This window comes from Allobosea sp. UC22_33, assembly GCF_042700715.1.
Lineage (GTDB): Bacteria > Pseudomonadota > Alphaproteobacteria > Rhizobiales > Beijerinckiaceae > Allobosea.
In genome coordinates this window covers 239118-265456 of the sequence record NZ_CP170556.1, presented here as the reverse complement: position 1 = coordinate 265456, position 26339 = coordinate 239118, and the positions used below count along the sequence as shown (strand labels likewise).

Sequence of the window (26339 nt, the reverse complement as noted above, 5' to 3'; positions counted from 1 at the left end):
AGGCACGGATCGTGGAACGCCGCCTCCTGCAAGCGATGCGCCGCTTCTTCGGAAGGCCGGGCCATGGCGTCGATGTCGATTTCTACGCATCGAGCTGGATCGACGAGATCTGGATCCGCAGCACGATCGCGGCCTGCCTCGCCCGCGGGCTCAAGCTGCGGCTGGTCCTGTCGGGCGGGCCGGGCGCGGCGCCGCAAGCACTCAGGGAGCGCTATGCCGCGCTTGAGGTGCCGCTGATCGAGACCGCAGCCATCGAAGAGCTGCACAAGCTCCGGATGCGGCTGGTCGTCACTGCGTCGAGCGGCATTCCGAAGTCGTTCTTCGGGCCCTCGCTGCGGCGGTTCGTTCACATGCCGCATTCGCTGGTCAGCCTGCACATGATCTATCCGGTCGATGCATTCGACGGCTACGACGTGCTGTTCGCGGCCGGGCCGCATCATGCCCGCGAGTGGGAGCTGATCCGTGCGCGCCACCGCCTGTCCCCGGGGCTGTCCGTGGATGTCGGGTACGGAAAGATGGATCCACTCGCCGATGTGCTCAGGGAGGCGGGAATCCCGCAGCCGCAACGGCATGTGCTGCTGGCGCCCTCCTGGGGCGAGGCCAATCTTCTGCGCAGCATGGGTCCGCAGCTCGTGACCGGGCTCCTGGCGGAAGGCCTGCAGGTCACGCTGCGACCGCACCCGAGCTTCTTCCTCAAGCAGGAGCCGGAGCTGACCGCAACGCTGGAAGCCGCGGCCGGCAACCCCCGCTTCGTGTTGGAAACCTCGACCGATATCGTTCAAACCGCGATGCTGACCGCGGATGTCCTCGTGACCGATTATTCCGGCATCGCCTTCGAATACGCCGCATTGCGGCACCGACCGACGGTCTTCGTCGACCTGCCTAAGAAGGTGCTGAACCCGGATTGGCAGGAGATTACGTCCGAACCGGTCGAGATCGCGCTGCGCGCGCGGCTCGGGGCCATCGCGGCCTGCAATCCCGGCGATACGCTGCAAGCGATTCTCGCGGCGATCGAGGCGCCTCGCCCTCCGGAGGCCATTGCGGCAGCCGTGCCCGATTTCCTTTATGAACAAGCTCATGTCGGCGATCGCGCCGCGGCCAGCCTGATCGCCTTGATGAAGGACCTCCGATGACCTCACCGCGTGCCGTCATCCTCGCCGCCGGCTTCGGCTCGCGGCTGAGGCCCCTCACCGACACCGCCCCGAAATGCCTCACGCCCCTGGCCGGCGAGAGCCTGCTGTCGCGCCAGTTGCGGACGCTCGCGGCGGAAGGCGTTGACGATATCTCGATCGTCGCGGGCCATCTCGCGGACCGGATCGCGTTTCCGGGGCTCAAGAAAGTCCTGAATCCGGATTACGAGCGCACCAACATGGTGTCGTCGCTCTTTTGTGCCCGGCATCTCCTCGACGGGTCGCGCGACCTCCTGATCTGCTACGGCGACATCGTCTATCAGCGCACGGTCCTGGCCGCGCTGCTTGCCGTCGATGCCCCCGTCGCCGTGGCTGTCGATCGCGGCTGGCGCGAGCTTTGGGGCTTGCGCATGGACGACCCACTCTCGGATGCCGAAACGCTGAAGATCGGCCCCGCGGGTCAACTCGTCGAGCTCGGCCGCAAGCCTCGGAGCTACGACGACATTGAAGGCCAGTATATCGGCCTGATAAAGATCAAGGCCGATGCCCAGCGCGGTATCGTCGATCTCTACGACAAGCTCGACCCCGTCGGCCCGCATGACGGCCGGGACAAGGCGAACATGTTCATGACGTCCTTCGTGCAAGCGATGATCGATGCCGGCATCGTGGTGCGTCCGGGCTTCTTCAACCGTGGCTGGCTGGAAATCGACAGCCTGGCCGATTACGAGGCCTATAACGGCCTCGCGCAAAGCGGCGAATTGCTGGCCTTCTATGACGATCGCCGCTGAAAGGCCTGCGGCCACAGCCGACACCCTGAAGACGCTGCGGGAGATGCTCGCAGCGGTTCGGGCATCGCTCGTGTCGCCCGAATTGCCCGCGACCGAGGTGATCGTCCTCGATCCCGCCCTGCTGACGGCCGACGATGCGGCCGCCGCCGTGCTGGAACAATTGTCGCGGAAGGTCGAGGTTGGCCGCAGGCTTCGGGCTGCCTATATCGATGGCTTCGGCAAGCCCGTTGACGACAGGCCGGTGCGGGTGGACGTGTCGACCTATCTCGCCTGCCTGTTCATGTTCGTCGGCCTCGCACGCGGCGACTGGAAGTTTCTGAACACCGCCATGAAAATGCAGGACGGCATTCTCGTCGACAAGCCCATCACCCTTCCCGCCGCCTTCGAGAGCGCGCTGCGCGTCTCCCTCGGCGAAGCCGCATGATGCAGACCGTCGATCTCGGAATCGTCGCGGACCGCTTCTGTTCGACGTCGCGCACCTACCTGACCTATCTCAGGGCGGCCGGCTACCGCGTTCGACTCGTGCTGCTGACCGATTTCGTCGGCCCGACCTTGCCGAGGCCAGGCCTGCGCGGACAGTTGGACCGGCTCGTCGCGCCATTCCTGAAGCAGCGGCGCAGGTTGCCGGAACGGCATTTCGACGACGGTTTCCGGGCACTCTGCGAGGCCATGCAGGCCGTGGTTCCGCACCCTGTCGACTATTTCGGCGCCTTCGACTGGTCGGAACATGCCGAACAGGTCCTGCCCTTCGTCGCCGAGGACTATGACGACCGGGATCTGCACGAGCGGCTGATGAAGGCCGGCATCCCCGTCTGGCTCTACACCAATGGCGGCAGGGTTCCGCCCGCACTGCTCGACCGGCCGGACTTCAGGATGATCCATATCCACCCCGGCGTGGTGCCGCATGTGCGTGGCTCGGACGGGCTGTTCTGGTCATTGCTGACGCGTGGGCAGCCGGGGATGAGCTGCTTCTACATGAATCCCGGGATCGATACCGGCTCGATCATCCGCACCCGGGAGTTCGACCGGCCCGTTATGCCGTTCCTGAAGGAAGCGATCGAGCAGCGCCCGGACGTCGTCTATTCGGCCCTGCTCTACGCCTATGACCCGCATCTGCGCGCCCAGCTTCTCGCCGATGTCGTCGATGCCTGCGGAGGCCGGGACCTCGCCTCGCTGCCGAACACGCCGCAGGATCCAGAGAGCGGACGGAATTTCTACTGGATGCATGCCCGCCTGCAGCGCAAGGCGATGCGCCTTCTCAGCGATGGGGCACCATGAAGCCGCGCGTCATCATTCTCGGCGCCGGCCGGCCCTTTCACGGCGAGAGCCATAGCTCCCTCAGGGCGGTGAGCCGGCGCGGCACCGTGCTCGACTGGCTGCTCTCGACCCTGGCGCCGCTCGGCGACGACGTTCATTTCGTCGGCGGATACGCCGTGACAGGCATCATGGAGCGGTTCCCGCAGCTGCACTATGCCGTCAATCCGGATTGGGAACGTTCGGGCAGCATCCGCTCGCTCGCCGAAGCCGGGCTGGGCGCGGGCCAGGATGTCTATATCAGCTACGCCGACATCCTGTTCCGGCCGGATCTCGTCGAGGCATTGAGCCGCGCCGCTTCGCCGGAGCGGATCGGGCTCGCCGTGGATTCGTCACGCAGGACGGCGCGCCGTACCAGCCGCGAGGTCGTCCTGTTCGGCCCGGACGGCCAGCCATCCGCATTCGGGCGTGCGGCCGAGATCGACAGGGCGGAGTACGACGTCGTCGGCTTCGTCAGGATACCGGCTTCGCGCATCGAGGCCGCTGCCAATGCGCTGGCGAGCACGCTGGCGAAGAACCCCAGGGCGCATCTCGCCGCCTGGCTGGAGACGCTGCGCGAACGCGGCGAGAGCTTCAGCTTCCATGATGCGTCCGGTCACTGGACCGATCTGGACGACGAGACCGTCCTCGCCCGCTTCATCTTCGGCACGAAGGCCGAGACGCTGGCGCGGCTGGCGAAGGTCGTGACCAAGGCCCGTATCGCGCCGCAGGCGACGTTTTCGGTCGCGGATTGGCGCCGAAACCGGGGCGCGATCGCGGAACGCGTCCTGGCCGAATTGCCGCCCGGCAGCCTCGCCGTCCGTTCCAGTGCCCGCAACGAGGACGGCTTCAACGAAAGCAATGCGGGCAAGTTCCAGTCGGAGCTGAATGTCGGCTTCGATGAAACCAGCCTCGCCGCGGCCGTCGCGCGCGTGATCGGCTCTTATGACGACGGCGACGATCATCAGGTCCTCGTCCAGCCGATGATCCGCAATGTCGCGCGCAGCGGCGTCGCCTTCACGCGGACGCTCGGCGTGGGAGCACCCTATCGGGTCATCAATTCATCCGAGGGCAGCCGCACCGATATCGTGACCAGCGGCATGCGCGGGGAAAGCAGCGTCATCTACCTGCACCGGGGCTCGCCCGAGCTGCCGCCTGATGCCCACCCCTCCCTCACCGGCCTTGTCGAGGCCCTCGACGAAGTCGAGCGCCTGACCGAACTGGACACGCTCGATGTCGAGTTCGCCATCGACGCCGACGACGTCTGCCATATCCTCCAGGTGCGTCCGCTCGTCATGGAGCAGGAGCGGACCGGCGACACGGACGCGCTCATCGCCCGCGAGATCGCCTACGCGCAGCAGGCCTTCGACGAAAGCCAGGCACCGATGCCCGGTGTCGTCGGCGATGCCACGGTCTTCGGGATCATGCCCGACTGGAACCCGGCCGAGCTGATCGGGATCACGCCGGCGCCCCTGGCCGAAAGCCTGTACCGCCATCTCATCACCGACGAGACCTGGGCGGTCCAGCGGGCCGAGTTCGGCTATCGCGACCTGCGGCACCAGCCGCTCATCCGGCTTTTCGCGGGTCACCCTTACGTCGATGTCCGCGCAAGCCTGAACAGCTTCATCCCCGCCGCCCTTCCCGAGACCGTCGCCCGCCGGATCGTCGAGGCGGGCATCGCACGGCTGCGCCGGGAACCGCATCTGCACGACAAGCTGGAATTCGGCATCACCCTGACCTGCTTCGACTTCGCGTTCGATTCCTGGCGGGAGCGGCTGCTGGATGCCGGCCTCGGACAGGACGAGATCGACGACTACCGGGCGGCCTTGATCGCGATCACCCGCCACGCATTCGTACGCTCCGAAAGCGCCTGGACCGGGCTCGCCGCCTATGCCGCGATGCAGGAGCATCTCCTGGCGGCAGACGGCGCCCTGTTCAGCCGGCTCCGGGCCAGCCTGCATGTCTGCCGCCGGACGGGGACGCTGCTCTTCGCCCATCTCGCGCGCTGCGGCTTCGTCGCGATGTCGCTCCTCAAGACGGCGGTGGAGACGGGCCTGATCTCGGCCACCCGGATAAGCGATTTCCTCGGCTCCATCCGCACGGTGGGCCACCGCCTTCCGGAGGATGCCTGGCAGGTCCGCAAGGGCACGCTCGCCTGGGATGCGTTCGTCGCCCGCTACGGGCATCTCCGCCCAGGCACCTACGACATCGGTGCCCCATCCTATGGCGAGGCGCCGGAGGAATATCTGCGTCCGATCGTCGACAACGCGCAGGAGCCCTCGCATTCGTCCTTCGCCTGGTCGGCGGAAGAAGCCCGCAACTGGCAGAAGGCCATGCAGGCGGCATCGCTCCCACAGGAGATCGGCGAGATCGACCGCTTTCTGCGGCGTTCCATCGAAGGACGGGAGGAAGCCAAGTTCATCTTCTCCCGCAGCGTCTGCGCCGCCTTGAACGATATCGCCTCCTGGGCGGAGGCTTCCGGCATCGCGCGCTCCGATGCGGCCTACCTCAGCATCAGCGACATCCTCGACATCGGCTCCGGATCGATCGGGCCGGATATCGAGCGCCTGCAGCGACGGATCATCACCGCCAGGGACAGGGTGCGGCTGGTGCAATCGATGCGGCTGCCACCGCTGCTGACGGAGGCGCGCGACTTCCAGTCCTTCATCATGCCCGAGGTCGAGCCGAATTTCGTCACGATGGGCAAGGTGACGGCGCGTGTGGTTCCCGTCGCCAGCCTGGTGAAGGACGACGCGCTCAACGGTGCTATCGCGCTTATCGAGAACGCCGATCCCGGCTACGATTGGCTGTTCGGGCGCAAGCTCGCGGGCTTCGTCACCACCTATGGCGGAGCGAACTCGCACATGGCCATCCGCGCCGCCGAATTCGGGCTGCCCGCCGCGATCGGCGTCGGCGAGGTCAAGATGGAGGCGCTGTCGAAAGCCGAGGTCGTCGAGCTCGACTGCGCGGCGCGGCGCATCATGGTTCTGAGGTAATCGATGCTGGTCGCGCTCAGTCAACGGACCTGCGAGGAGCAGCGCTACAAGGAGCGCCGGGACTGCCTCGACCAGGAATGGGGGCGGCTGCTAGGCCGTCTCGGCTGCCAGATGATCGCATTGCCCAATTCCGCGACGGATCCCCTTGCCTTGCTCGACCGGCTTCAGCCCGATGCGCTGATCCTGACTGGCGGCAGCGACCCGCTACCGGAAAGCGCGCCTGATGCTGAACGCAACAGGCTCGAAGGGACAATGCTGTCCTGGGCAGAGCGGCACGGGCGTTCCGTCGTCGGCATCTGCAGAGGCATGCAGGCGATCAACCAGCGCCTGGGCGGGCGGGTGCGGCCCGTGAATGGGCACGTCGCAGCCAGCCACAAGGTCTCGACCGCCAGCGGAGCGTCGCTCCTTGTCAACAGCTTCCACGATTTCGGCATCGGCCGTGCGGATCTCGCGTCCGAACTTGAACCGTTGCTATGGGGGAGCGACGATACTGTCGAGGCGGCGTCACACAGCGCTCGCCCGATAACATGCCTGATGTGGCATCCCGAGAGGACGATTGCCGAACCGGAACGCCAGCAGGCGATCCTCAAGGCCATCCTGTCAGGGCAGCCGTTGAAGGCCGCACTCGCATGACGGACCTCTCCCTGCTTCCCGAGCAAGCGGCTCTGTCGTTCTCCGGCGTCGCGAAGCTCTACAGAATGTACGCTTCACCGCTGCAGGTCGCGGTCGACCAGCTCGGCCTGCGCCGCCTGTCCTTTCGGAAGCGGCCTGAGATTCCGGTCTTCTCCGCGCTCAGAGGCTTGAATCTCTCTATCCGCCGCGGCGAGCGGGTCGGCATCGTCGGGCGCAACGGCTCCGGCAAGACGACGATGCTCAAGCTGGCAACGGGTGCCGTCGCGCCAAGTGAAGGCGTGATCGAGAGGAACGGGACCGTCCAGGCGCTCATGAGCGTGGCGGGCGGGTTCCATCCCGACTTGACCGGCTTCCAGAACATCGAAGCTGCCCTGTCCCAGAGCGGGCTGACCAGGCAGCGCCTGAAGGCAGCCATCGACGACGTCGTGGCCTTCACGGAGCTGGGCCTGCATATCAACCAGCCCTTCGGCGTCTACTCGCTGGGCATGCAGGCACGGACCCAGTTCGCGGTGGCGACGGCCATCCAGCCCGACATCCTCGTGATCGATGAGGTATTGGGTGCCGGCGACGGCTACTTCGCCGTCAAATCCGCACATCGCATGCGGGCGCTGGTCGACAGCGGCTGCACGATCCTGCTCGTTTCCCACGACGCCACCCAGATCCTGCAATATTGCGAGCGCGTCATCTGGCTGCGCGAGGGGCGCGTCCATCGAGACGGCCCTGCTGAGGCGGTGCTTGCGGCCTACCAGGCCGAAATGGAGGACATCGCTGCAGCCCATGGCGGCGCGACCGCCAGGATCGAGGAAGCGACCGATCCTTTCGAGCTCCCGGCCAGTCTCGACACCGAATTCGTGGCCGAGGCCATTCGTGCGGCGGAACGAGTGGACGGCCCCGCCGTCCCGGTCAGGCGGGCAACCGGGCGGACGGTCATGTCCTATCCGGGCAAGCCGGGGCTGCGCATCGCCGAGATCGAGATGCGCGCGTCTCCGGCACGGAGGACCGGCCTCGTCGTCGGCGACGAACTGGAATTGACGGTGCGCCTGTCCAGCGCCACGGGTGGCAGCTTCGCGATCACGCCGCAATTGCGGATATACTCGCTGTCCGGTGAGCGCTTTGCGTCTGCCGCAGGAGAGCTCATCAAGCTCGACGATCTTCCGGCCGGCTCCGAGTTTACCTTCCGCATGGTGCTCGATCGCTTGTTGCTCGGCGCGCAGCACTATCTGCTTTCGCTATCGATCGACGATGCGACGGCACCCACGAGCACGGCGCACTACGATCTGTGGTCGCGCTTCGGCTGCCTGAACTACGCTCCGAGCAATGATTCCGATCCGCCTCTCGTGCATATGAACGGAATGTGGCATTACCCGGATCGGCCGCCGGAAGACGCCCGCCTCGCGGCGCGCCAGTGAACGATGGGATCCGCCCGTGATCTGCCCTTCCTGCCAGTCGGACGATCTGCTTTCACTGAACACCTACAAGCGGAGCTGGTTCCTGTGCCATGCCTGCGGCGACGCCTTTCCGCAGCAGAAAGATCGGTATTCCCTGACGTTCCTGTCCGACCCCCATCTGAAGAAGATGAAGGAGGACGAGGCGTCGATGTATGATTACTTCATCCACCAGGACCATATCGACTACTCGATCGGCACAGCCGGCGACTTCCTGCGCCAACATGCCGAACCGAACCGGATCGCCTTCTATGGCAAGCGCGTGCTCGACATCAGCGGCGGCAACGGACATTTCCTGATGGAGATCGCCAAGCTCGGCGCCGAAGTCACCCTGACGGAAATCAATCAGCCGACCATCGACTATGCGAAGGCCACGCATGGCATCGATGTGCATCTCTTCAATTTCAACAGCCACAGCATCCAGGCTGAAGTCCCCAAGATATTCGATATCGTGATGGCGCGCGCCGCGGTCATGTTCTGCCAGGATCTTGCGAAATTCGCGCAGGACACCCGCGAGATCCTCGCCGACGACGGCTTGGTGATCGTCAATCACAGCGTCATTCCGACGCTCGGCGTGATGCTGCGGGTCCAGCTCGACGAGTTCAGCTATTTCCGTCTGCGCCAGCCGGAAAGCGTGATCCGCACCTTCGCGAAGGCCGGCTACGTCCTGCAGAGCCGTGCCGACGAGACGGATCCGAGCCTGTATGTCTATGACCACGATCTGAATCGCTACTGGACCCTGGCACGGTATCTGCACGAGCAGCCGGCGATGCGGCGTTTGGTGTCGGCAGAGCGTAGCGGCAAAGCGTGCTATGCTTTCCGCGCCCGAGACAGACGGAGATCGACGATGATCTTCCGGAAACTTCCTAACGCGTGAGAAGCGAATGTGCGGCTTGGTCGCGGTCCTGACTCCGGGACCGCTGGATATATCCACCCTCGTCCGGATGCGGGACCGCCTCGTCCATCGCGGTCCCGACGGCGCCGGGCATTGGATGGAGCGTGTCGGCGACGGCACCGTCGGGCTGGGCCATCGCCGGCTGTCGATCATCGATCTGTCGAATGCTGCGACGCAGCCCATGCTGGCAGCCGACGGCCGGATCGCGATCGTCTTCAACGGCGAGATCTTCAACTACCTCGAACTGCGCGAGGAGCTGCGGGCTGCCGGAGCGACGTTCCGGACCGAGTCCGACACCGAAGTGCTGGTCCAGGCCTATCTGGTCTGGGGCGAGGATTGCCTGCGGCGCCTCAACGGCCAGTTCGCCTTCGTGATCTGGGACGGCAGGCGCAACGAAGCCTTCGTCGCGCGCGACCGCTACGGCGAGAAGCCGCTCTATTATGCCGCGATCACCGGCGGCGGCCTGGCTATCGGCTCGGAGATGAAGGCGCTGTTCGCGCATCCGGGCGTGGCGGTCGAGCTCGACCGCGACCGCCTCAACATCTTCACCGGCGGGCGGGCGGATTATGCGAGCGCCGACACCCTGTTTCGCGGCGTCAACCAGCTCGAGGCGGCGCATGCGATGGTCGTCTCCGCGGATGGCCGGATTCGCCGCTCCTGGCGATACTGGCTTCCCGATTTCGGCGATGTCCGCCCGATCAGCCCAGCGGATGCCGCCGCGGAGTTCCGGGAGCGCCTGACGCACGGCGTCAGACTTCGCCTGCGCTCCGATGTCCAGGTCGGCGCCTGCCTGTCGGGTGGCCTCGACTCGTCGTCGCTCGTGGGTCTCATGGCCGGACAAGGGGTCGCCCGAAAGGACCAGCTACTTCACACGATCTCGGCGCGGTTCGGCGACGACCCAACGCTGAGCGAAGGAGCACATATCGATAGCGTGCTGCGCCATTGCGGCGCCACGGGCCTCGGGATCGAGCCGGATCCGCTGCGGCTGATGGAAGAATCCCGTGCACTGCACTGGCACCAGGAGATACCGTTCCTGTCGGCTTCCGCCTATCTCGAATGGTGCGTGCATCGCGCCGCACGCGAAAGCGGGCTGACGGTCATGATCGACGGTCAGGGCGCGGACGAGCTGCTCGGCGGGTATCAGTTCTATTTCGGCGTCAAGCAGATCGACTGGCTGAACACCGGCAGGTGGTTCGAGCTGACAAAGCAAACCTACCTGCACCGCCAGCATCTGGTTCGCGAGGCCCGGAAATACGCCGATGTGGGCCGCCGGTTCAACGTCGATGCGGCTGGATCGATCCTCGACATGCTCAAGCGCGGCTTCATCGACAAGGCCCGCATGGCGCGCGGAAAGCCGTCCCGGCTGGAGCCGCAGCTCGAACGCCGCGTCGGGACGCCCGATCCGGCGGGCGGCCGCTTCTTCCGGGCCTATCTCGCCGACGGCATGCTCCACGACATGCTGCCGAACCAGCTCGTCATGTCGGACCGCAATGCGATGGCATTCGGCATCGAGGCCCGCTTCCCGTTCCTCGACCACGAGCTCGTCGACTGGTGCAGCCATCTTCCTGACGAGGTCCTCATCCGGAACGGCTGGCAGAAATGGCCGCTGCGCCAGGCGATGGATGGCATCATCCCTCGAGATGTGCAGTGGCGCGGCGACAAGGTCGGCTTTGCCGCTCCCCAGGACCGATGGCTGCGCGGCGCGCTGAAGGATTGGGCCCACGAGCTCTTGTTCGCTGGTCCCATCGTGGAACAGGCGACCTACGATCGCGGCGCGATCGAGACCGCATGGCAGCAGCATCAGGCCGGAGCCGACGCCTCGTGGTACCTGTGGCGGTGGATCAGCGCGAGCGAGTGGCTGCGTCTCGGCCGCGACGGAGCTTGGCGCGACGGCCTAGACAACGACAATGCGCCCGCCGGCGATCCCATGCAGGCTGCCTGCGCATGATTACGATCATCGACTACAAGATGGGCAATCTCGGCTCGATCCTGAACATGTTCAGGCGCCTGGGCATCGCAGCCACCTTGACCGACAAGCACGAGGACATCGCAAAAGCCGACAAGCTGCTGCTGCCGGGCGTCGGCAACTTTTCCCGCTGCGCCGGCAATGTCACCCAGATGGGGCTGCGTTCCCTGATCCGCGACAAGGTCCTGAAGGATGCCACGCCGCTGCTGGGCATCTGCATGGGCATGCAGTTGCTCGGCAACGACAGTGAGGAGGGCCCTGGCGAGGGCCTCGGGTTGATCGCGGCCAGCAGCATCAAGTTCCGCCTGCAGCCCGGTGAAGCCGGCCAGAAGCCGCCGACGGTCCCTCATATGGGGTGGAACCATGTCGCGGCGGCCAAGGAGCACCCGGTTCTGGCGGGGCTGGAAATGCCGCGCTTCTATTTCGTGCATTCCTACTGGGTCGATTGCGCCTCGCGCCAGGATGTTCTGCTGGAATCCTCGTATGGTGGCTGCCGCTTCAATGCCGGCATCGCCAACGGCACGGTCGTCGGTGTTCAGTTCCACCCCGAAAAAAGCCATCGGTACGGCATGCAGCTCCTGTCCAATTTTGCAGCATGGCGGCCCTGATGTCGGACCCGACCGGGCTTCCACCCCTTCAGCTCCCGCCGATGCGCCCGCGCGTCATCCCGGTCCTGCTGATCAAGGACGGGCTTCTGTACAAGCCGCAGGGTTTCCGGGCGCCGCGCTATGTCGGCGATCCGCGCGTGGCCGTGAAGATCTTCAACGACAAGGGGGCCGACGAGCTCGTCCTGCTCGACATGAGCGCGACGCTCCAGCGCCGCGAACCGGATTATACCCTGATCGAGGAGATCGTCAGCGAGAGCTTCATGCCGATCGGCTATGGCGGCGGTATCCGCTCGGTCGAGCACGCCGCCCGGCTTGCCTCGCTCGGCGTCGAGAAGGCGATCGTCAATACCGCAGCCGTCGAGAACCCCGCTCTGATCGAGGAGATCTCCGGCCTCCTCGGTGCCTCCAGCACGGTGGTCTGCATCGACACGAAGCGCAGTCTGCTCGGAAGCTACAAGGCCTTCACACAGAACGGCACGCGCGCGACCGGTCTGGACCCGCTGGCGATCGCCCGGGAATGCGTGCGCCGCGGCGCCGGCGAGATCATCATCCAGGACATGAAGCGCGAAGGCTCGCTCGCAGGCTACAATCTCCCGCTGATCAAGGCGCTCGCGGATGCGGTCGACGTGCCCGTGGTCGCGCTCGGCGGGGCGGGCAAGCCTGACGATTTCAGGGCGGCCGTCGAGGCCGGCGCAGCCGCGGCGGCTGCAGGCAGCATGTTCGTTTTCCAGGGCACACACCGGGCGGTGCTGATTACCTACCCGACGCAAAACGTGCTGGACGCCGTATTCAAGCTCGGTTGACGGCGCTCTCGTAAAGACTCACCAGCCGCGAGCGCTCGACATCCCAGTTAAGCTCCTGAGCAGCCGCGAGGCTGCGACGCTTCAACGCCTCGACCCTGGCGGCGTCGAGACCGTTCACCGCAGCTGCGATCGCCTCCGGCGTCAGATTCTCGGTCAGCACCGCGAAGCCGTGACGCTCGACCAGGGCTCTCATGTCCGGCAGGTCCGACACGATCAGCGCCAATCCCGCCTGCACATATTCGAAGAACTTGTTCGGCAGCGCATAGAGATTGTGCTTCGAGCTGGGTGGCAGCGTGACGATCCCGATATCGGATTCCGTGGCCCGTGCGACGAGCTCTACCATGGGCACGGGCGGGTCCAGCCGCACCCGGTCTCGGATCTTCAGCCGGTCGATCGTCTGCTCGATGAGGTCGAGATAGCTGCGTTCACCAGGGCCGCGCAGCACGAACTCAAATTCCGGCCGCCAGAGCGGGACGCTTTCCAGGCACTCCTCGATGCCGCGATTTGGCGCCAGGATGCCGTGAAACAGGATGGAGCAGCGGCTGCCGACCGCGCGAAACGGCACATCATGCCGGTCGGGCACGTTCCTGATCTCCTGCAGGGGCTCAGGCAGCCCGTAGATGCGCGCGATGTCTGCGCCGATTCCAGCAGAGACTGCCGTCCGGACCCTGGCGCGTGCCAGCCCGGCACCCTCGACGGCGCGGACCAGCGGCACCCGGGTCAGCTTCCAGGCCAATCTATGGCCATATTCTTCGAGTGCATATTCGTGGGTATCGTATCCGACGATACCGCCATGCCGCTCCGCCAGCGCCATCGCGACCGGCAACATGTGCCAATCGTTGGCCAGATAGACCGCCGCCTTAACGTCACGAGCCGCGGAATAGAGTGGAGCGATATGCGGACGCCGCAGATAGTAGTCCGTGGCCCCGTTCGGTGCCACGCGAAACGACGCGAGCCTGGCATATTCCGGAAGCCGCGTGACACGCAAAGCCAAGCGCCAGAGCGGTCGCGCGATGCTGCGCAGGGCGCCGGGCAGACGCTCGGACATCGCCCGGGCATGGGTCTGCCGTGCAGACGCGGCGTTACCCTGGCCCCGCGCTCCGCCGGCTGCCGTACCGGGCGTCAATATGGGCCAGGTAGGGGCCGGGGATGCGCCTCCGTCCAATCCAACGGCTGTCACCTGCCAGCCCGCATCCGCGAAAGCGTCCCCCTGGCGCCTCACGCGCGGATCATCCGCAATCGCGGAAAGAGACAGGATGCAGATGGAACGCTCGGTCATAATCGGAATAAAGCTCGGAGACCCGGAATTTTGACATGGCCGATTTTCTCCGCCATGTCACGCGCACAGCGCGCTCAGATGTATGGACAATTCCCGTGACGAAAACGTCGACCTATGTTCGCGAAACAGCGATCAACGCTCTCGACCGATTTTTCGCGAACCATGTGAACCGCTCGATCGGCGAGAATTACCAGCCACCACGCCAGCGGCCGGGCGAGCAATCTTCGACGCGCTATCAGATCTGCTCGCGCTGCATCATGGATACGTCGGATCCCGAGATCTCGTTCGACGGGAACGGCGTCTGTAACCACTGCATCTCGTATGATGCCACGATCAAGCAATACGTGAAGCGCGGGCCGGACGGCTGGGCCGAGCTGGAGGCGATCGCGCAGCGCATCCGTGACGAAGGCCGCGGCAAGAAATACGACTGCATCATCGGTCTCAGCGGTGGCGTCGATTCGACCTATGTCGCCTATGTCGTGGTGAAGAAGCTTGGGCTTCGTCCGCTCGCGATCCATCTGGACAATGGCTGGAACACGGAGATCGCCGTCAGCAACATCGAGAACGTCGTCACGAAGCTCGGCATCGATCTCTACACCGAGGTGCTGAACTGGGAGGAATTCCGCGGCCTGCAGGCCGCCTTCGTCCGCTCGGGCGTTCCCGATTGCGAAATTCCCACCGATCACGCGATCACGGCCGTGCTGTACCGGATAGCGATGGAGCAAGGTGTCCGCTTCATCATGGGCGGCTCGAACTACGCCACGGAGCAGATGGTTCCGCGCACCTGGTCCGACGGGCATTCGGATTGGCGCTACATCCGCACCATCGGGGAAAAATTCGGAGCCGGCCCGCTTCGCACCTATCCGCACTACACCTTCTTCGACTACGCCGTGCTCTGGCCGGCAATCAAGCACATGGAGATGGTCTATGTGTTGAATTACTTCGAGTACAATAAATTCGAAGCTCTCGAACTGATGAAATCCGAGCTCGGCTGGGTTTCGTATGGCGACAAGCACCACGAGTCGATCTATACGCGCTTTTATCAGACGCAGTACCTGTTCACGAAATTCGGTGCCGACAAGCGCCGGCCGCACCTATCTTGCCTCATCAACGACCATCGCATGACGCGCGACGAAGCGCTCGCCGCGATCCAGAAGCCACCTATCGCTGAGGAACAGGCCAAGATCGACCGGCAATTCGTGCTGAAGAAGCTCGGCATCTCGGATACGGAATACGAAGAGCTCTTGCAGAAGCCGCCCGTTTCACTGTGGGATTTCGACACCGATACGAAGTATCGGCCGCGGTACTACTATCCGGCTCTCCGCCTGGCGAAGGCCGTGCAGAGCCCAGTCGCGAGCTTCAAGGGATGGTTCGTCCCGCGCGCACGCGGTGCTGTGCGGCTGCTGCGTCGCAAACTCGGTGGGGCATGACGGAGCAAGTCTCTCCCGAGCCTGCCGACGCGCCTCTTGCCGCATCGCAAAACGCTCGCCCCCGCCGGGTCTGCATCATCTCTTTGACATCCGTAGTCCAGGAACCGCGGGTTCTGCGTCAGATTAGGGCCTTCCTGGACAAGGGCTGGCTGGTGACCGTGGTCGGGTACAGCGGCGGCAAGCCGCCCCCCGATGCCTGGGACTTCGTCGAGGCCGATCTCAACTTCCTGCCGGATAGCTCCGGCCGCGTAAGGCCGCCGGAAACCCGCAGGATCCGGCATATGATCCTCTCGGATCCCCTGGCCGCCGCTCGCCGCATCTCGGACATTCTCCTCGTCCATGCGAAGAAGGCCGTGCCGAAGCTGCGCGCGAGGTTGCCACTCGCCTCCACCAGAAATCGCCCATGGTCATGGCGCGAGGCACGGAAGCATTTCTATCGGGACAAGGCGACGCGGAACCTGAAAAGGCACCTGCTGGCGAAGATTCCGCCATGCGACCTCGTCATCGCGCATGACTACTTCACCTATATCCTGGCGGACGACGTCGCAAAGCGCCGCGGCGCGAGGCTTGGGCTCGATTGTCACGAGTATGCGCTCCAGCAATATGACTATGATAATAGCCCTGACCGTAATGCACGGAATGAGTGGCTGACGGTCACCCGGCCCTATATCGATGCGTTGCAACGCCACTATTTCAAGACCGCAGATGTCGTCAGCACAGTCTGCGATGGGATCGCGGACCTGCTGGCCGCAGATTACGAGCTCGCGCAGCGCCCGATCGTCGTCAGATCGACGCCCTTCTTCGAGCATATGCCGTTCAGGCCTTGCGGCGAGACGATCGAGATCGTCTATCACGGGCTGATCACCCCGACCCGCAATCTCGATGTCGCCGTGCGCGCTTTGGTTCTGTGTCGCGAAGAATTCCGGCTGACGATGCGCGGACCTGCCGACCCGAACTACGATCGGGACTTGCTGGACCTTGCGAAGCAGCTCGGCGTGGCGCACCGGTTCACGATCGCGCCTCCCGTCCCGTTCGCGGAACTCATCGCATCGGCCAATCAGGCTGATATCGGCTATTTCGCCTTCGACGTCTTTTCCAATCAGCGAAAATACACGCTCCCGAACAAATTCTTCGAATATATCATGTCGGGCCTGGCACTGGTTGTTATGGATGTCCCGGAGCTTTCAAAAGTCATCCGGGAGCATAAGAACGGCCAGCTCGTCGCAACGTTCGATGCTGAATCGGTCGCCAATGCGATCAACAGCCTGACGCGCAGTGACATCGAGGAGATGAAGCGGAACTCCCTGAGGGCTGCCGAGAGCCTTTGCTGGGAGGCCGAGCAGAAGGTTTTCGTCGAGGGCTACGGGATATCCTGAGTTCGCGGAATCCCGGCAGCCATGCGGCCGCTAGGCGAATCCGGGACATCATCACCGCCAACGTGCTGTGCGTTTTCGCCTGCTGCCACGCCAGCCGGCCTATGCCAGATTGCTCCGTCACTGCCGGAGCAACCGGCAGGCCTGCAACGGAACGCTGGAAACGCTATGCCTGATCCCGCCTCCACCGACCGCCGCCTGATCGGCTCCTTCGACTATGTCGTCATCGGAGCGGGCTCGGCTGGCTGCGTCGTCGCCAACCGGCTGGCGGCCAATCCGAAGAACAAGGTCCTGGTGCTCGAAGCCGGCGGCATGGATGACTGGGTCTGGTTCCACATCCCGGTCGGCTATCTCTTCGCCATCGGCAATCCGCGCGCAGACTGGCTGTTCCAGACAGAGCCGCAGGCCGGGCTCGGCGGGCGGGCCCTCGCCTATCCGCGCGGCAAGGTCGTCGGCGGCTCCTCGGCGATCAATGCCATGGTCTATATGCGCGGCCAGGCTGCCGACTATGACGGCTGGCGCCAGCGCGGCCTCACCGGCTGGGGCTGGGACGACGTGCTGCCCTATTTCCTCCGGCACGAGGACCACATGGCGCCGCCGCCGGGTGGGCTGCACAAGGCGGGCGGAGAATGGCGCGTCGAGCACCCGCGCGTGCGCTGGGCGATCCTCGACGCGATCCGGGATGCCGCGGAAGCCGCCGGCATCGCCAAGATCCCGGATTTCAACACCGGCGACAACGAGGGCTCCTCGTATTTCCAGGTGAACCAGCGTCGCGGCCGGCGTTTGAGCGCCTATCGCGCCTTCCTGAAGCCGATGCTGGAACGGCACGACCGCGACAATCTCCGGCTGGAAACCGGCGTCCATGTCGAACGCATCCTGTTCGAGAACGGCCGGGCGAGCGCCGTCGAGTTCACGCATGGCCTGGGCACGGCGAGCGAGGAGCGGCTGAAGGTCGAGATCAAGGGTGAAGTCGTGCTCTCGGCCGGCGCGGTCGCCTCGCCGCTCCTGCTCGAACGCTCCGGCATCGGCAGCGGGGCGCGGCTGCAGGGCTTCGGCATCGAGACGCTGGTCGATGCGCCCGGCGTCGGCGAGAACCTGCAGGACCATCTCCAGATCCGGCCGGTCTACAAGGTCCATGGCGTCAAGACGCTCAACAGCGACTATGCCAAGCTCTGGCGTCGCCCCCTGATGGCACTGGAATGGGCCGCCTTGCGCACGGGGCCGCTGACCATGGCGCCCTCGCAGGTCGGCGCCTTCGCCAAGTCCTCGCCGCAATACGCCACGGCCAATCTGCAATACCATTTCCAGCCGCTCTCGCTCGACAGCTGGGGCTCGGGCCTGCATCCGTTCGACGCCTTTACGGCCAGCGTCTGCAATCTCAGGCCGACGAGCCGCGGCAGCGTGCATCTGCGCTCGGCCGATCCGCGCGACAATCCGGTCATCTCACCGAACTATTTCGATACCGAGGAGGACCGGCAGGTTGCGGTCGATGCGATGAAGCTGACGCGCCGCATCGTGGCCCAGGCGCCGCTCGCCCGCTTCCGACCGGAGGAGCATATGCCGGGCGAGGCCGCCCAGTCCGACGAAGCGCTGCTGGAGGCCGCCGCCCAGCTCGGCACTACGATCTTCCATCCGGTCGGCACCGCCCGGATGGGCAGCGACGACGATTCCGGCGCGGTTCTCGACGAGCGGCTCAGGGTGCGCGGGGTCGACGGCCTGCGCGTCATCGACGCTTCGGTGATGCCGACGATCACCTCCGGCAACACCGCCAATCCGACAATGATGATCGCCGAGAAGGGCGTGGCGATGCTGAAGGAAGATGCGCGCCGCTAACGGTTGTCAGGCCGGGCTTGGAATTGCCGCAAATCGCAACCTATGAATCCAGCTGCGATGCCCGATAACCTTCCGCCCTCGCCTGCACCCGAATGCGGCCCGCTGACGCGCGGACTGCTCGCGATTCTGCGCGCCGTCATCACCGTCTTCGTCATCCTCGACGAGTTCCTGCGGCCGCTCTACCGGCCTCTACTGCGCCGGCTCGCGGAGCTGCGCATCATGCGCCGGCTGGAGGAGAGCGTCGCCGCGCTGCCGCCGCCGCTCGTGCTGCTGGCGCTGGCGATCCCCTTCGCCATTGCCGAGCCCCTGAAGCTGTTCGGCCTGCTGCTCTTCGCGCGCGGGCAGTTCTGGGCCGGGCTGATCGTCACCGCCTTCGCGCATCTGATGAGCTTCGTCTTCGTCGAGCGTATCTACCATGCCGGCCGCGACAAGCTGCTCAGCTATCGCTGGTTCGCCTGGATCATGGGCCAGATCGTACGCGTGCGCGACAACGTGCTCGGCTGGGTCCGGGCCACCCCCGCCTATGGCCTGGCGATGCGGACGCGCGATGCCGTGCGCCAGTGGTGGCAGACCATGCGAGCCTGAGGCTCAGGCCGAACGGCCGCGGGCCAGCAGCATGAGCGCGCCGGCCGCGAGCGCCGAGACCGCGATCAGCAGCAGCGTCGAGAGCATGACGCCGCCGCGCTCCAGCGCGACGGCGAAGACGAGCGGCGCCGCCGCCTTGATGACGAGGCCGGGCGCCGAGAGCTTGCCCATGGTCGCGCCGAAGCCGACCGGGCCGAAGAGCTGGAGCGGCACCGTGCCGCGCACGATCGAGCTCAAGCCCATGCTGATGCCGAAGGCGAGGGCGAAAAGCCCGGCGACCACAGGGAGCGAGCCGCCGATCAGCAGCAGGACGAGGCCGAGCGGCATCAGCCAGGCCGAGGCCCAGGCAGTCGTGACCGGCGAGATGGCGCGCCCGAACAGCATCTCGGTCAGGCGCCCGGCGACCTGAGACGGCCCGAGCATCGCGCCGATGCCGACGGCAATGGCAGCACTGAGGCCAAACCCCTGCAGCAGCGCCAGCAGATGCACGGCCATGGCCGAGACGACGAAGCCCTGCAACGAGAAGGCCAGTGCCAGCAACAGGAAGGCGCGGCGGCGGGCATCGCCCGTGAGATAGGCCGTCTCCGGCTCCTGTGCGACGGCGGGAGCCGCAGCGCCGGCCTCGGCGACGACCGACCGCCTCACCCGGCCGGGCAGGAAGACAAGATGCAGGGGCAGGCAGACCAGTATCTGCGAAAGGCCGTAAAGCCTGTAGACGCCGCGCCAGTCGAGAACCGCGAGCAGGCTCGAGGTCAGCGGCCAGAACAGGGTCGAGGCGAAGCCGCCGATCAGGGTGAGCTGGCTGATGGCGCGGCGCGCCCGGCTGCCGCGGGCCTGTGTCAGCGCGGCGAAGGCGGCGTCGTAGAACACCGCGGTGGTCACCGCCTGGAGGGCGGCCATCGCGAGCGTATAGCTGACGATGCCGCGCGCCTCGGCCAGCGCGAAGAGCGAGAGCCCTGCCAGTCCGGAGCCGGTCGTCATCACCAGCCGGGTGCCGTAGCGATCGATCAGGCGGCCTGTGACGGGAGCAACCGCGCCACCCAGCAGAAGGCCTACCGCGAAACCGCCGAAGGTCCATTCCGGCGCCCAGCCGAAATCGGCGGTGATACGCGGCGCCAGCACCGTGAAGGCATAGAACAGAGCGCCATAGCCGAAGACCTGCGTGACGCCGAGCGCAGGGATCAGCGACGGCCCGCCAGGCCGGGCGAATCGCGGCGAAGCCATACCACCCTGCTCCGGATCAGACGATCTGGTTGCGCAGACCGGCTTCGCCGCGTGCCAGCCGATCCAGATTGTCGAGGAGGATGTCGACGACATTGCCTTCATAGGCGCGGGTCTCGCCGGCGCTATGCGGGGTGACGATGACCTGCGGCATGCGCCAGAACGGCGAGATCGGCGGCAATGGCTCCTCATGGAAGCAATCGAGCCCGGCGCCGGCGATGCTGCTGTTGCCGAGCGCATCGAGCAAGGCCATCTCGTCGACGACGCGGCCACGCGCGACATTGATCAGGAAGGCCGAAGGCCTCATCGCACCGAGGATGCGGGCATCGATCAACCCCTCCGTCTCGGGCGTCAGCGGGCAGGTCAGGGCGACGAAATCGGCGCCGGCCACTACCTCGGCCAGCTTGTCCGGATGAACGACAGCCTCGACATGGGGCTGCGGCTCAGCGCTGCGGCGCACGCCGATGACGCGCATGTCGAAGGCCGCCGCCAGCTTCGCCAGCCTCAGGCCGATGCGGCCGAGCCCGACGATTACCAGCGTCTTGCCGCCGAGCTCGTCCTCGCGCAGGGCGCGGTCGCCGATCATCGGGCGCCAGGACTGCTTCGTCTGGTTGTCCCGGGCGAAATGGATCTGGCGGGTCAGCGCCAGGATCAGCGACATCGCATGTTCCGCGACGGCTCGCTCATTGCCGCCCTGGGCGCTGGCGAGCCGGACACCGGCCGCGCCGATCGCCGCCTTGTCGAACTGGTCGGTGCCGGCGCTGATCGACTGGATGAAGCGCAGCTTCGGCAGGCGCGGCAGCAGGTCGTTGCGCCAGAGGCCGGAAACGACGAGCACATCGGCTTCCGGGGCGCGCTCGCGCAGTTCGTCGAGGCTGCGGACTTCAAAGCTCTTCGCCGCGCGGCCACGCGTCAGGAACTCGTCCCGGAGCTGATAGGCGGCATGGGCGAAGCCGATCGTCAAGTCGCCTTCCGGCGGCAGGAATGCCATGCGTCGTCTCTCCCCGATTCCTTGTGCGGTCGACGTTAGCCGGCCCGCCGGTTCCTGTCCCCGCACTGGCCGCATGCAAGCTTCACGCTGATGACGATGCTTCCAAGGCATCGAGGGTGAGCGCGGCGCGCAGGCGCGACCAATCCGCCTCGTCGCCGGGCAGCCCGAAGCGCAGTCGATCCGGCGCGTTCTGGAAGCGTCGGACATAGATGCCGTGCCGGCCGAGACGGGCGAAGAGCGCCGCCGCAGCGGGCGTTTCGAGCAGGCGGAACAGGGCCGTTCCGCCAACGATGCGGCCATGTGGTGCCAGCAGGGCATCGAGGCGTGCGGCGTCACGGGCGCGCTCCTTGCCGGTCTCTGCGAGCCAATCGGCATCGGTCAGCGCTTGTGCGCCGACATGGAGCGCGGGGCCGGCCACCGACCACGGACCCAGCGCCGCCTTGAGCCGCGCCATCAGGTCGGGCGCGCCGATGGCGAAGCCGAGCCGCAGGCCTGCGAGCCCATAGGTCTTGCCGAAGGACCGCAGCACGATCGCACTGGGCGGGAGCTCCGGGATGATACTGGCTTCGGGCGTGAAATCGGCGAAGGCCTCGTCGATGACAAGCAGGCCGCCGCGGGCCCTACAATCAGCGGCCAGTTCGGCGAGTTCAGCCCGCGACAGCACGCGCCCGTCGGGGTTGTTGGGATTGACCACGACGATGGTCGCAGCCGCCTCGGCAGGCAGGACGGTTTCGGTGACGACGTAGCCCGCCTTGCGCCAGGCATGGCCGTGCTCGGCATAGGTGGGGCCCAGAATCGCGACCGGTCCTGCCGGCGCGAGGCGCGGCAGCAACTCGATCAGGATCTGCGTGCCGGGCGCGGCGACGATGTCTGCCTGAGCCGGCACGCGATAGGCCACGCGGGCGGCGGCGATCAGTACCGCCTCGTCATCGGCGCCGGGCAGGCGCGTCCAGAGGCTTAACGGCAGCGCCGGAAGCGGATAGGGGATCGGATTGATCCCGGTGGAGAGATCGACCCATTGCTCAGGCGCCTTCGGAAAGAGCGCGCGGGCCGTGGCGAGATCGCCGCCATGCCAGATACCGTCCTCAGCCACGACCCTGTCCGCGCCCCGCATGAACCTCTCCGCCAGCCTGCCGCTGCTCGTGCTCGCGCTGACCGTCGAGGCAGCGTTCGGCTATCCCCAGCGCTTCTATGCCGCAATCGGCCACCCCGTCACCTGGATCGGGACGCTGATCGGCTGGCTGGACCGGACGCTCAATCGGGAAACCGCTTCCTTCGCCCTGCGCAAGGCGATGGGCGTGCTGTCACTGGTGCTGCTGCTCGCTGCCGTCATCGCCGTGTCGGCGCTGGTCCAGCGCCTGTGCCTTTCCTTCGGGCTTCTCGGCCTCATCCCTCTCGCACTGATCGCCTCGACGCTGATCGCCCAGCGCAGCCTCTACGAGCATGTCGCGGATGTCGCCGAGGGGCTGGAGCGCGATGGGCTGGAAGGCGGGCGGCGCGCCGTCTCGATGATCGTCGGCCGCAATCCGCAGACGCTGGACGAAGCCGGCGTGTCGCGTGCAGCCATCGAGAGCCTCGCCGAGAATTTCTCTGACGGCATCACCGCGCCGGCCTTTTGGCTGGGTGTCGGCGGTTTGCCGGGCATTGCCGCCTACAAGGTGATCAACACGGCCGATTCGATGATCGGCCATCGTACGCCGCGCCATCTTGCCTTCGGCTGGGCCGCCGCACGGCTCGACGATCTCGTCAACCTGCCGGCCTCGCGACTGACAGCGCTGCTGCTGGTCGCCTCGGCAGCACTCGACCGATCGGCTGATGCGGGCAGCGCTTGGCGCGCAGTGCAGCGCGATGCCGGCAAACACGGCTCGCCCAATGCCGGCTGGCCGGAAGCGGCGATGGCCGGAGCGCTCGGGCTGCGCCTCGCCGGCCCGCGCGTCTATGGCGAGACCCGCGTCGAGGATCACTGGATGGGCGATGGCCGGGCGGAGGCGAATGCGGCCGATATCCGCCGGGCGCTCACGCTCTACAAGCGCTCTTGTGGCTTGCTCTGGGGTCTGGCGGCGCTGCTGGCTGCGGCCGCGCTGCTCTAACGTTCAGTTCGGCACCGGCACGGCTCGCCGGGCGATCGCCTGCAGATCGGCGCCCTGCGGCAGGGAGCCGAAATGGCCGGACCAGCCCCCGGCCAATCGCGAGGCGACATAGGCGTCCGCGACCGCATGCGGAGCGTGGCGGATCAAGAGCGAGGCCGACAGGCCCAGCGCCATGCGCTCGACGAAGCGGCGGGCGAGATGCTCGTGGCGGAGCACATCGACCAGATCGGTCTCCAGTTCCGCAAGGAAGGCGTCGTAGCGCGGATCGCTCCCACGGGCGGCGCGCAATTCGTCGAGCAAAGCCGGCACGCAATCGGGGTAGCGGCGGATCGAGCGGAGCACGTCGAGGCAGACGACATTGCCGGTGCCCTCCCAGATGCCGTTGAGCGGCGCCTCGCGATAGAGCCGCGCCATCAGATGGTCTTCGATGAAGCCGTTGCCGCCATGGCATTCGAGCGCCTCGACCACGACCGGCGTGGCGCGCTTGCAGTTCCAGTACTTCGCGATCGGCGCGCCGATGCGGCCGATGAGCTTCTCCGCCTCGCTTTCGGCCTCACGGTCGAGCGCATGGACGAAACGGAAGGCGAGCCAGGCGGACGCTTCGGCTTCAAGAGCGAGGTCGGCGACCACGTTCGTCATGATCGGCTGGTCAATCAGCGCCTTCTGGAAGGCGCGGCGATGGGCGGTGTGATGCGCCGCCTGCGCCACCGCATGACGCATCAATCCGGCCGAGCCCACGGCGAAATCCAGCCGCGTGTAGTGGTTCATCTCCAGACCGGCGCGGATGCCGTGGCCGGGCGCGCCGATCAGATGGGCGATCACGCCGCGGAACTCGACCTCGGAGGAGGCGTTCGACTTGTTGCCGCATTTGTCCTTGAGCCGCTGGATCTGCAGGCGGTTGCGCGACCCGTCCGGCAGCCAGCCCGGCACGACGAAGCAGGAAACGCCCTCTTCCGTGCGCGCCAGCGTCAGGAACACGTCGGAATGCGGGACGGAGAAGAACCATTTATGCCCGGTGAGGGAATACGTTCCATCGGCATTGCGGGTCGCCACGGTCTGGGTCTGGCGCAGGTCGGAGCCGCCCTGCTTCTCGGTCATCGCCATGCCGACCGTGCCGCCGCGCTTCTGCGCCGCCGGCAGCGGGCGCCCGTCATAGTCGCTGGACGTGATCAGCCGGCCGAACTCGGCCCAGCGCGCGGGATCGCGCTGCAGGACGGGAATGGCCGAATAGGTCATGCCGAGCGGGCAGCAGATGCCGTTCTCGCCCTGATTCCAGAGATAGGAGACCGCCGCGCGGGCCACCTGCGCGCCTTGGCGCGGCTTCGTCCAGCATAGCGAATGGAACTCGTCGCGCATCGCGAGCCCCATCAATTCGTGCCAGGCCGGATGGAACTCGACCTGGTCGACGCGCCGGCCCCAGCGATCATGCGTGCGCAATTCCGGCAGGCTGCGATTGGCCTGCCGCGCCAGGTCCTGCACCGCTTGCGACCCGACATGCCCACCAACCACGCTCGCCTGCTCGCGGAACCAGCCGGCGCCGAACGTATCGAGGATGCGACCGAGGGCCGGATCGGCGGCGAAGGCGTCGTAATCCGCCAGCGCCGGCGCCTGGTTCAGCACCTCATGGGTGTCGTAGCCGTAAGCATCGAGGGTGGTCATGCGGCCTGTCCTTCACGGGAAATCAGTGCGGCGAGGGAGAGATCGGCCAGCGCCGCGGCGATCTCGCGGCCGCGCTCCGGCGTGATCGGACGGTCCGGCGAGAGCGGGCCGATCAGCGCCTCCATGAAGCCGCCGACGATCATCGCCGCGGCGGCATCGGGATCGACCGAGCGGAAGGCGCCCTGCCCTTCGCCTTCCACGACGAGCGCGCGAAAAATGCCGGCAATCTCGCGGCGATAGTCGAGCCGCGTCGCGTCGACAGCCGGATCGGCAGGCTCGGCGATCATCGACCAGGCAAGCCGCCGGTTGGCGAAGGCGCGCCGGGCGAAGGCTTCGACGGCAGCGGTCAGTCGTTCGGCCACGGGAGCGTCGCTCGCGGCGATCTCGCGCAATACGGCGAGTTCGCGCGACGACACGGCAGCGACGATCTCGGCCATCAATTCGGCTTTCGAGGCGAAATAGGAATAGACGCTGCCGGTCGAGACGCCGCTGGCCGCGGCAACCGCGGCGATCGAGGTCTCATGGAAGCCGACCTCCGCGACGATGCCGCGCGCGGCAGCGAGGATCGCCTCGCGCTTGCCGGCCTTGCGCGGCTGTTTCGGCTGAAGGCCGGTCATGGGCGATCTCGAAATTGAATTTGAATTCGGATTCAATTTGAAGAGATGTCTTGCCGCCGTCAAGAGACGGCGGTTGGGGCCCGCAGCGACGCGGAGCAACCGGAGGCTCAGATCGCCTACAACATGCCTTTGCGCTTCCTGATGTCGCGCCGCGGACCAGCGCAGCCCTCAGGAAGGCGGCGCCTCGCCGGTTCGGGCCGCCCCGCCGCGGCCGGCCCGACGCTCGACCGAGTGATCGATGACGAGCAGGACGAGCGCGAGGAGCGTGGCCGACAGCACGATCGCATGATCGCCGAGGCCGGCGGCGCAGCCGAGCGCGGCCGTGACCCATATGGCGGCCGCCGTGGTCAATCCCGTCGGCGTCGCATGGCCGCGGCGCAGAACAATGACGCCCGCGCCCAGGAAGCCGATCCCGGTCAACACGCCCTGGACGACGCGGCTGGCGGCGTCAGATTCGTTCGGTTCGCTGAAGATCGTCGCCGCGGCGGCCGTGCCAAGCCCGACCAGACCGAAGGTGCGGATCCCGGCCGCACGCTGCTTGTTGGTCCGTTCCCAGCCGACGACGATGCCGGCCGCCATCCCGGCCAGCAGCCTGAGCAGCAGATCCAGCTCTCCCCACAGAAAACCACTCATGGCCCACCCCCGAAAACGATGATCGAGGGCATGAACGCGCGAGGGCCGTTCGCGTTCGTTCTGCGGCAAAG

General features: G+C 66.2%; 23 protein-coding genes. 16 read left to right on the top strand and 7 right to left on the bottom strand.

What is annotated here, in order from left to right:
• The first annotated feature begins 11 nt into the window (after positions 1–11).
• From ACFJGT_RS01260 to ACFJGT_RS01210, 11 genes are read left to right on the top strand one after another with little or no spacing between them, the layout of a single operon-like run.
• Positions 12–1133 (top strand): CDP-glycerol glycerophosphotransferase family protein, encoded by a 1122-nt coding sequence (locus tag ACFJGT_RS01260; RefSeq protein ID WP_377845046.1) that lies wholly within the window; start codon positions 12–14, stop codon positions 1131–1133.
• A complete protein-coding gene (locus ACFJGT_RS01255; protein ID WP_377845044.1) occupies positions 1130–1918 on the top strand; it encodes an NTP transferase domain-containing protein in 789 nt (262 codons plus the stop codon). The genes ACFJGT_RS01260 and ACFJGT_RS01255 overlap by 4 nt, the downstream gene beginning before the upstream one ends.
• Positions 1902–2342, top strand: coding sequence for a hypothetical protein (locus tag ACFJGT_RS01250; protein WP_377845042.1), 441 nt, complete (start codon positions 1902–1904; stop codon positions 2340–2342). Before ACFJGT_RS01255 ends, ACFJGT_RS01250 begins: the two co-directional genes overlap by 17 nt.
• Positions 2339–3196, top strand: coding sequence for a hypothetical protein (locus ACFJGT_RS01245; protein ID WP_377845040.1), 858 nt, complete (start codon positions 2339–2341; stop codon positions 3194–3196). The genes ACFJGT_RS01250 and ACFJGT_RS01245 overlap by 4 nt, the downstream gene beginning before the upstream one ends.
• Entirely contained in the window at positions 3193–6207 is a 3015-nt protein-coding gene (locus tag ACFJGT_RS01240) for a PEP-utilizing enzyme (RefSeq protein WP_377845038.1), read from the top strand. Before ACFJGT_RS01245 ends, ACFJGT_RS01240 begins: the two co-directional genes overlap by 4 nt.
• A gap of 3 nt (positions 6208–6210) precedes the next feature.
• A complete protein-coding gene (locus ACFJGT_RS01235) occupies positions 6211–6840 on the top strand; it encodes a gamma-glutamyl-gamma-aminobutyrate hydrolase family protein (protein WP_377845035.1) in 630 nt (209 codons plus the stop codon).
• On the top strand, positions 6837–8249 hold the full coding sequence (locus tag ACFJGT_RS01230; protein WP_377845032.1) for an ABC transporter ATP-binding protein: 1413 nt from the start codon (positions 6837–6839) through the stop codon (positions 8247–8249). The genes ACFJGT_RS01235 and ACFJGT_RS01230 overlap by 4 nt, the downstream gene beginning before the upstream one ends.
• Positions 8250–8265: 16 nt before the next feature.
• A complete protein-coding gene (locus ACFJGT_RS01225; RefSeq protein ID WP_377845030.1) occupies positions 8266–9162 on the top strand; it encodes a class I SAM-dependent methyltransferase in 897 nt (298 codons plus the stop codon).
• A 16-nt stretch (positions 9163–9178) separates the two neighbouring features.
• A complete protein-coding gene (gene asnB / locus ACFJGT_RS01220; protein WP_377845028.1) occupies positions 9179–11128 on the top strand; it encodes an asparagine synthase (glutamine-hydrolyzing) in 1950 nt (649 codons plus the stop codon).
• Positions 11125–11754 (top strand): imidazole glycerol phosphate synthase subunit HisH, encoded by a 630-nt coding sequence (hisH, locus tag ACFJGT_RS01215; protein WP_377845025.1) that lies wholly within the window; start codon positions 11125–11127, stop codon positions 11752–11754. Before asnB ends, hisH begins: the two co-directional genes overlap by 4 nt.
• Positions 11754–12557: a HisA/HisF-related TIM barrel protein gene (locus ACFJGT_RS01210; protein ID WP_377845023.1), complete on the top strand. Its 804-nt coding sequence runs from the start codon at positions 11754–11756 to the stop codon at positions 12555–12557. The genes hisH and ACFJGT_RS01210 overlap by 1 nt, the downstream gene beginning before the upstream one ends.
• Here the strand turns inward: ACFJGT_RS01210 and ACFJGT_RS01205 are convergent.
• Entirely contained in the window at positions 12544–13605 is a 1062-nt protein-coding gene (locus ACFJGT_RS01205; RefSeq protein WP_377845020.1) for a glycosyltransferase, read from the bottom strand. The two genes, ACFJGT_RS01210 and ACFJGT_RS01205, sit on opposite strands and share 14 nt — an antisense overlap.
• A 326-nt stretch (positions 13606–13931) precedes the next feature.
• On the opposite strand from ACFJGT_RS01205, the gene ACFJGT_RS01200 reads away from it, so the two are divergent.
• The 4 genes from ACFJGT_RS01200 (at position 13932) to ACFJGT_RS01185 (ending at position 19057) form a co-directional block, all read left to right on the top strand.
• Complete coding sequence (locus ACFJGT_RS01200) at positions 13932–15266, top strand: N-acetyl sugar amidotransferase (protein WP_377845018.1); 1335 nt, start codon at positions 13932–13934, stop codon at positions 15264–15266.
• On the top strand, positions 15263–16642 hold the full coding sequence (locus ACFJGT_RS01195; RefSeq protein WP_377845016.1) for a glycosyltransferase: 1380 nt from the start codon (positions 15263–15265) through the stop codon (positions 16640–16642). The genes ACFJGT_RS01200 and ACFJGT_RS01195 overlap by 4 nt, the downstream gene beginning before the upstream one ends.
• Positions 16643–16807: 165 nt before the next feature.
• A complete protein-coding gene (locus ACFJGT_RS01190) occupies positions 16808–18472 on the top strand; it encodes a GMC family oxidoreductase (RefSeq protein ID WP_377845013.1) in 1665 nt (554 codons plus the stop codon).
• A gap of 57 nt (positions 18473–18529) precedes the next feature.
• Entirely contained in the window at positions 18530–19057 is a 528-nt protein-coding gene (locus tag ACFJGT_RS01185) for a hypothetical protein (RefSeq protein ID WP_377845011.1), read from the top strand.
• A 3-nt stretch (positions 19058–19060) separates the two neighbouring features.
• On the opposite strand, the gene ACFJGT_RS01180 is transcribed toward ACFJGT_RS01185, so the two are convergent.
• The 3 genes from ACFJGT_RS01180 to cobD form a co-directional block, all read right to left on the bottom strand.
• Positions 19061–20281, bottom strand: coding sequence for an MFS transporter (locus tag ACFJGT_RS01180; RefSeq protein WP_377845009.1), 1221 nt, complete (start codon positions 20279–20281; stop codon positions 19061–19063).
• A 16-nt stretch (positions 20282–20297) separates the two neighbouring features.
• Positions 20298–21269 (bottom strand): D-2-hydroxyacid dehydrogenase, encoded by a 972-nt coding sequence (locus ACFJGT_RS01175; RefSeq protein ID WP_377845007.1) that lies wholly within the window; start codon positions 21267–21269, stop codon positions 20298–20300.
• A gap of 82 nt (positions 21270–21351) precedes the next feature.
• Positions 21352–22383: a threonine-phosphate decarboxylase CobD gene (cobD, locus tag ACFJGT_RS01170; protein WP_377845005.1), complete on the bottom strand. Its 1032-nt coding sequence runs from the start codon at positions 22381–22383 to the stop codon at positions 21352–21354.
• Here cobD and cbiB point away from each other — a divergent pair.
• Positions 22382–23359: an adenosylcobinamide-phosphate synthase CbiB gene (gene cbiB, locus ACFJGT_RS01165; protein WP_377845003.1), complete on the top strand. Its 978-nt coding sequence runs from the start codon at positions 22382–22384 to the stop codon at positions 23357–23359. The two genes, cobD and cbiB, sit on opposite strands and share 2 nt — an antisense overlap.
• A gap of 3 nt (positions 23360–23362) precedes the next feature.
• Here cbiB and ACFJGT_RS01160 read toward each other — a convergent pair whose 3' ends face one another.
• From ACFJGT_RS01160 to ACFJGT_RS01150, 3 genes are all read right to left on the bottom strand, one after another.
• Positions 23363–25018 carry an acyl-CoA dehydrogenase family protein gene (locus ACFJGT_RS01160; protein ID WP_377845000.1) on the bottom strand — a complete coding sequence of 552 codons (1656 nt, stop codon included), beginning with the start codon at positions 25016–25018 and terminating at the stop codon, positions 23363–23365.
• A complete protein-coding gene (locus ACFJGT_RS01155; protein WP_377844997.1) occupies positions 25015–25635 on the bottom strand; it encodes a TetR/AcrR family transcriptional regulator in 621 nt (206 codons plus the stop codon). The genes ACFJGT_RS01160 and ACFJGT_RS01155 overlap by 4 nt, the downstream gene beginning before the upstream one ends.
• A 168-nt stretch (positions 25636–25803) precedes the next feature.
• The gene (locus tag ACFJGT_RS01150) at positions 25804–26337 is read right to left on the bottom strand and encodes an MgtC/SapB family protein (RefSeq protein WP_377844995.1); all 534 of its coding nucleotides are present in this window, start codon (positions 26335–26337) and stop codon (positions 25804–25806) included.
• Positions 26338–26339 lie beyond the last annotated feature (2 nt).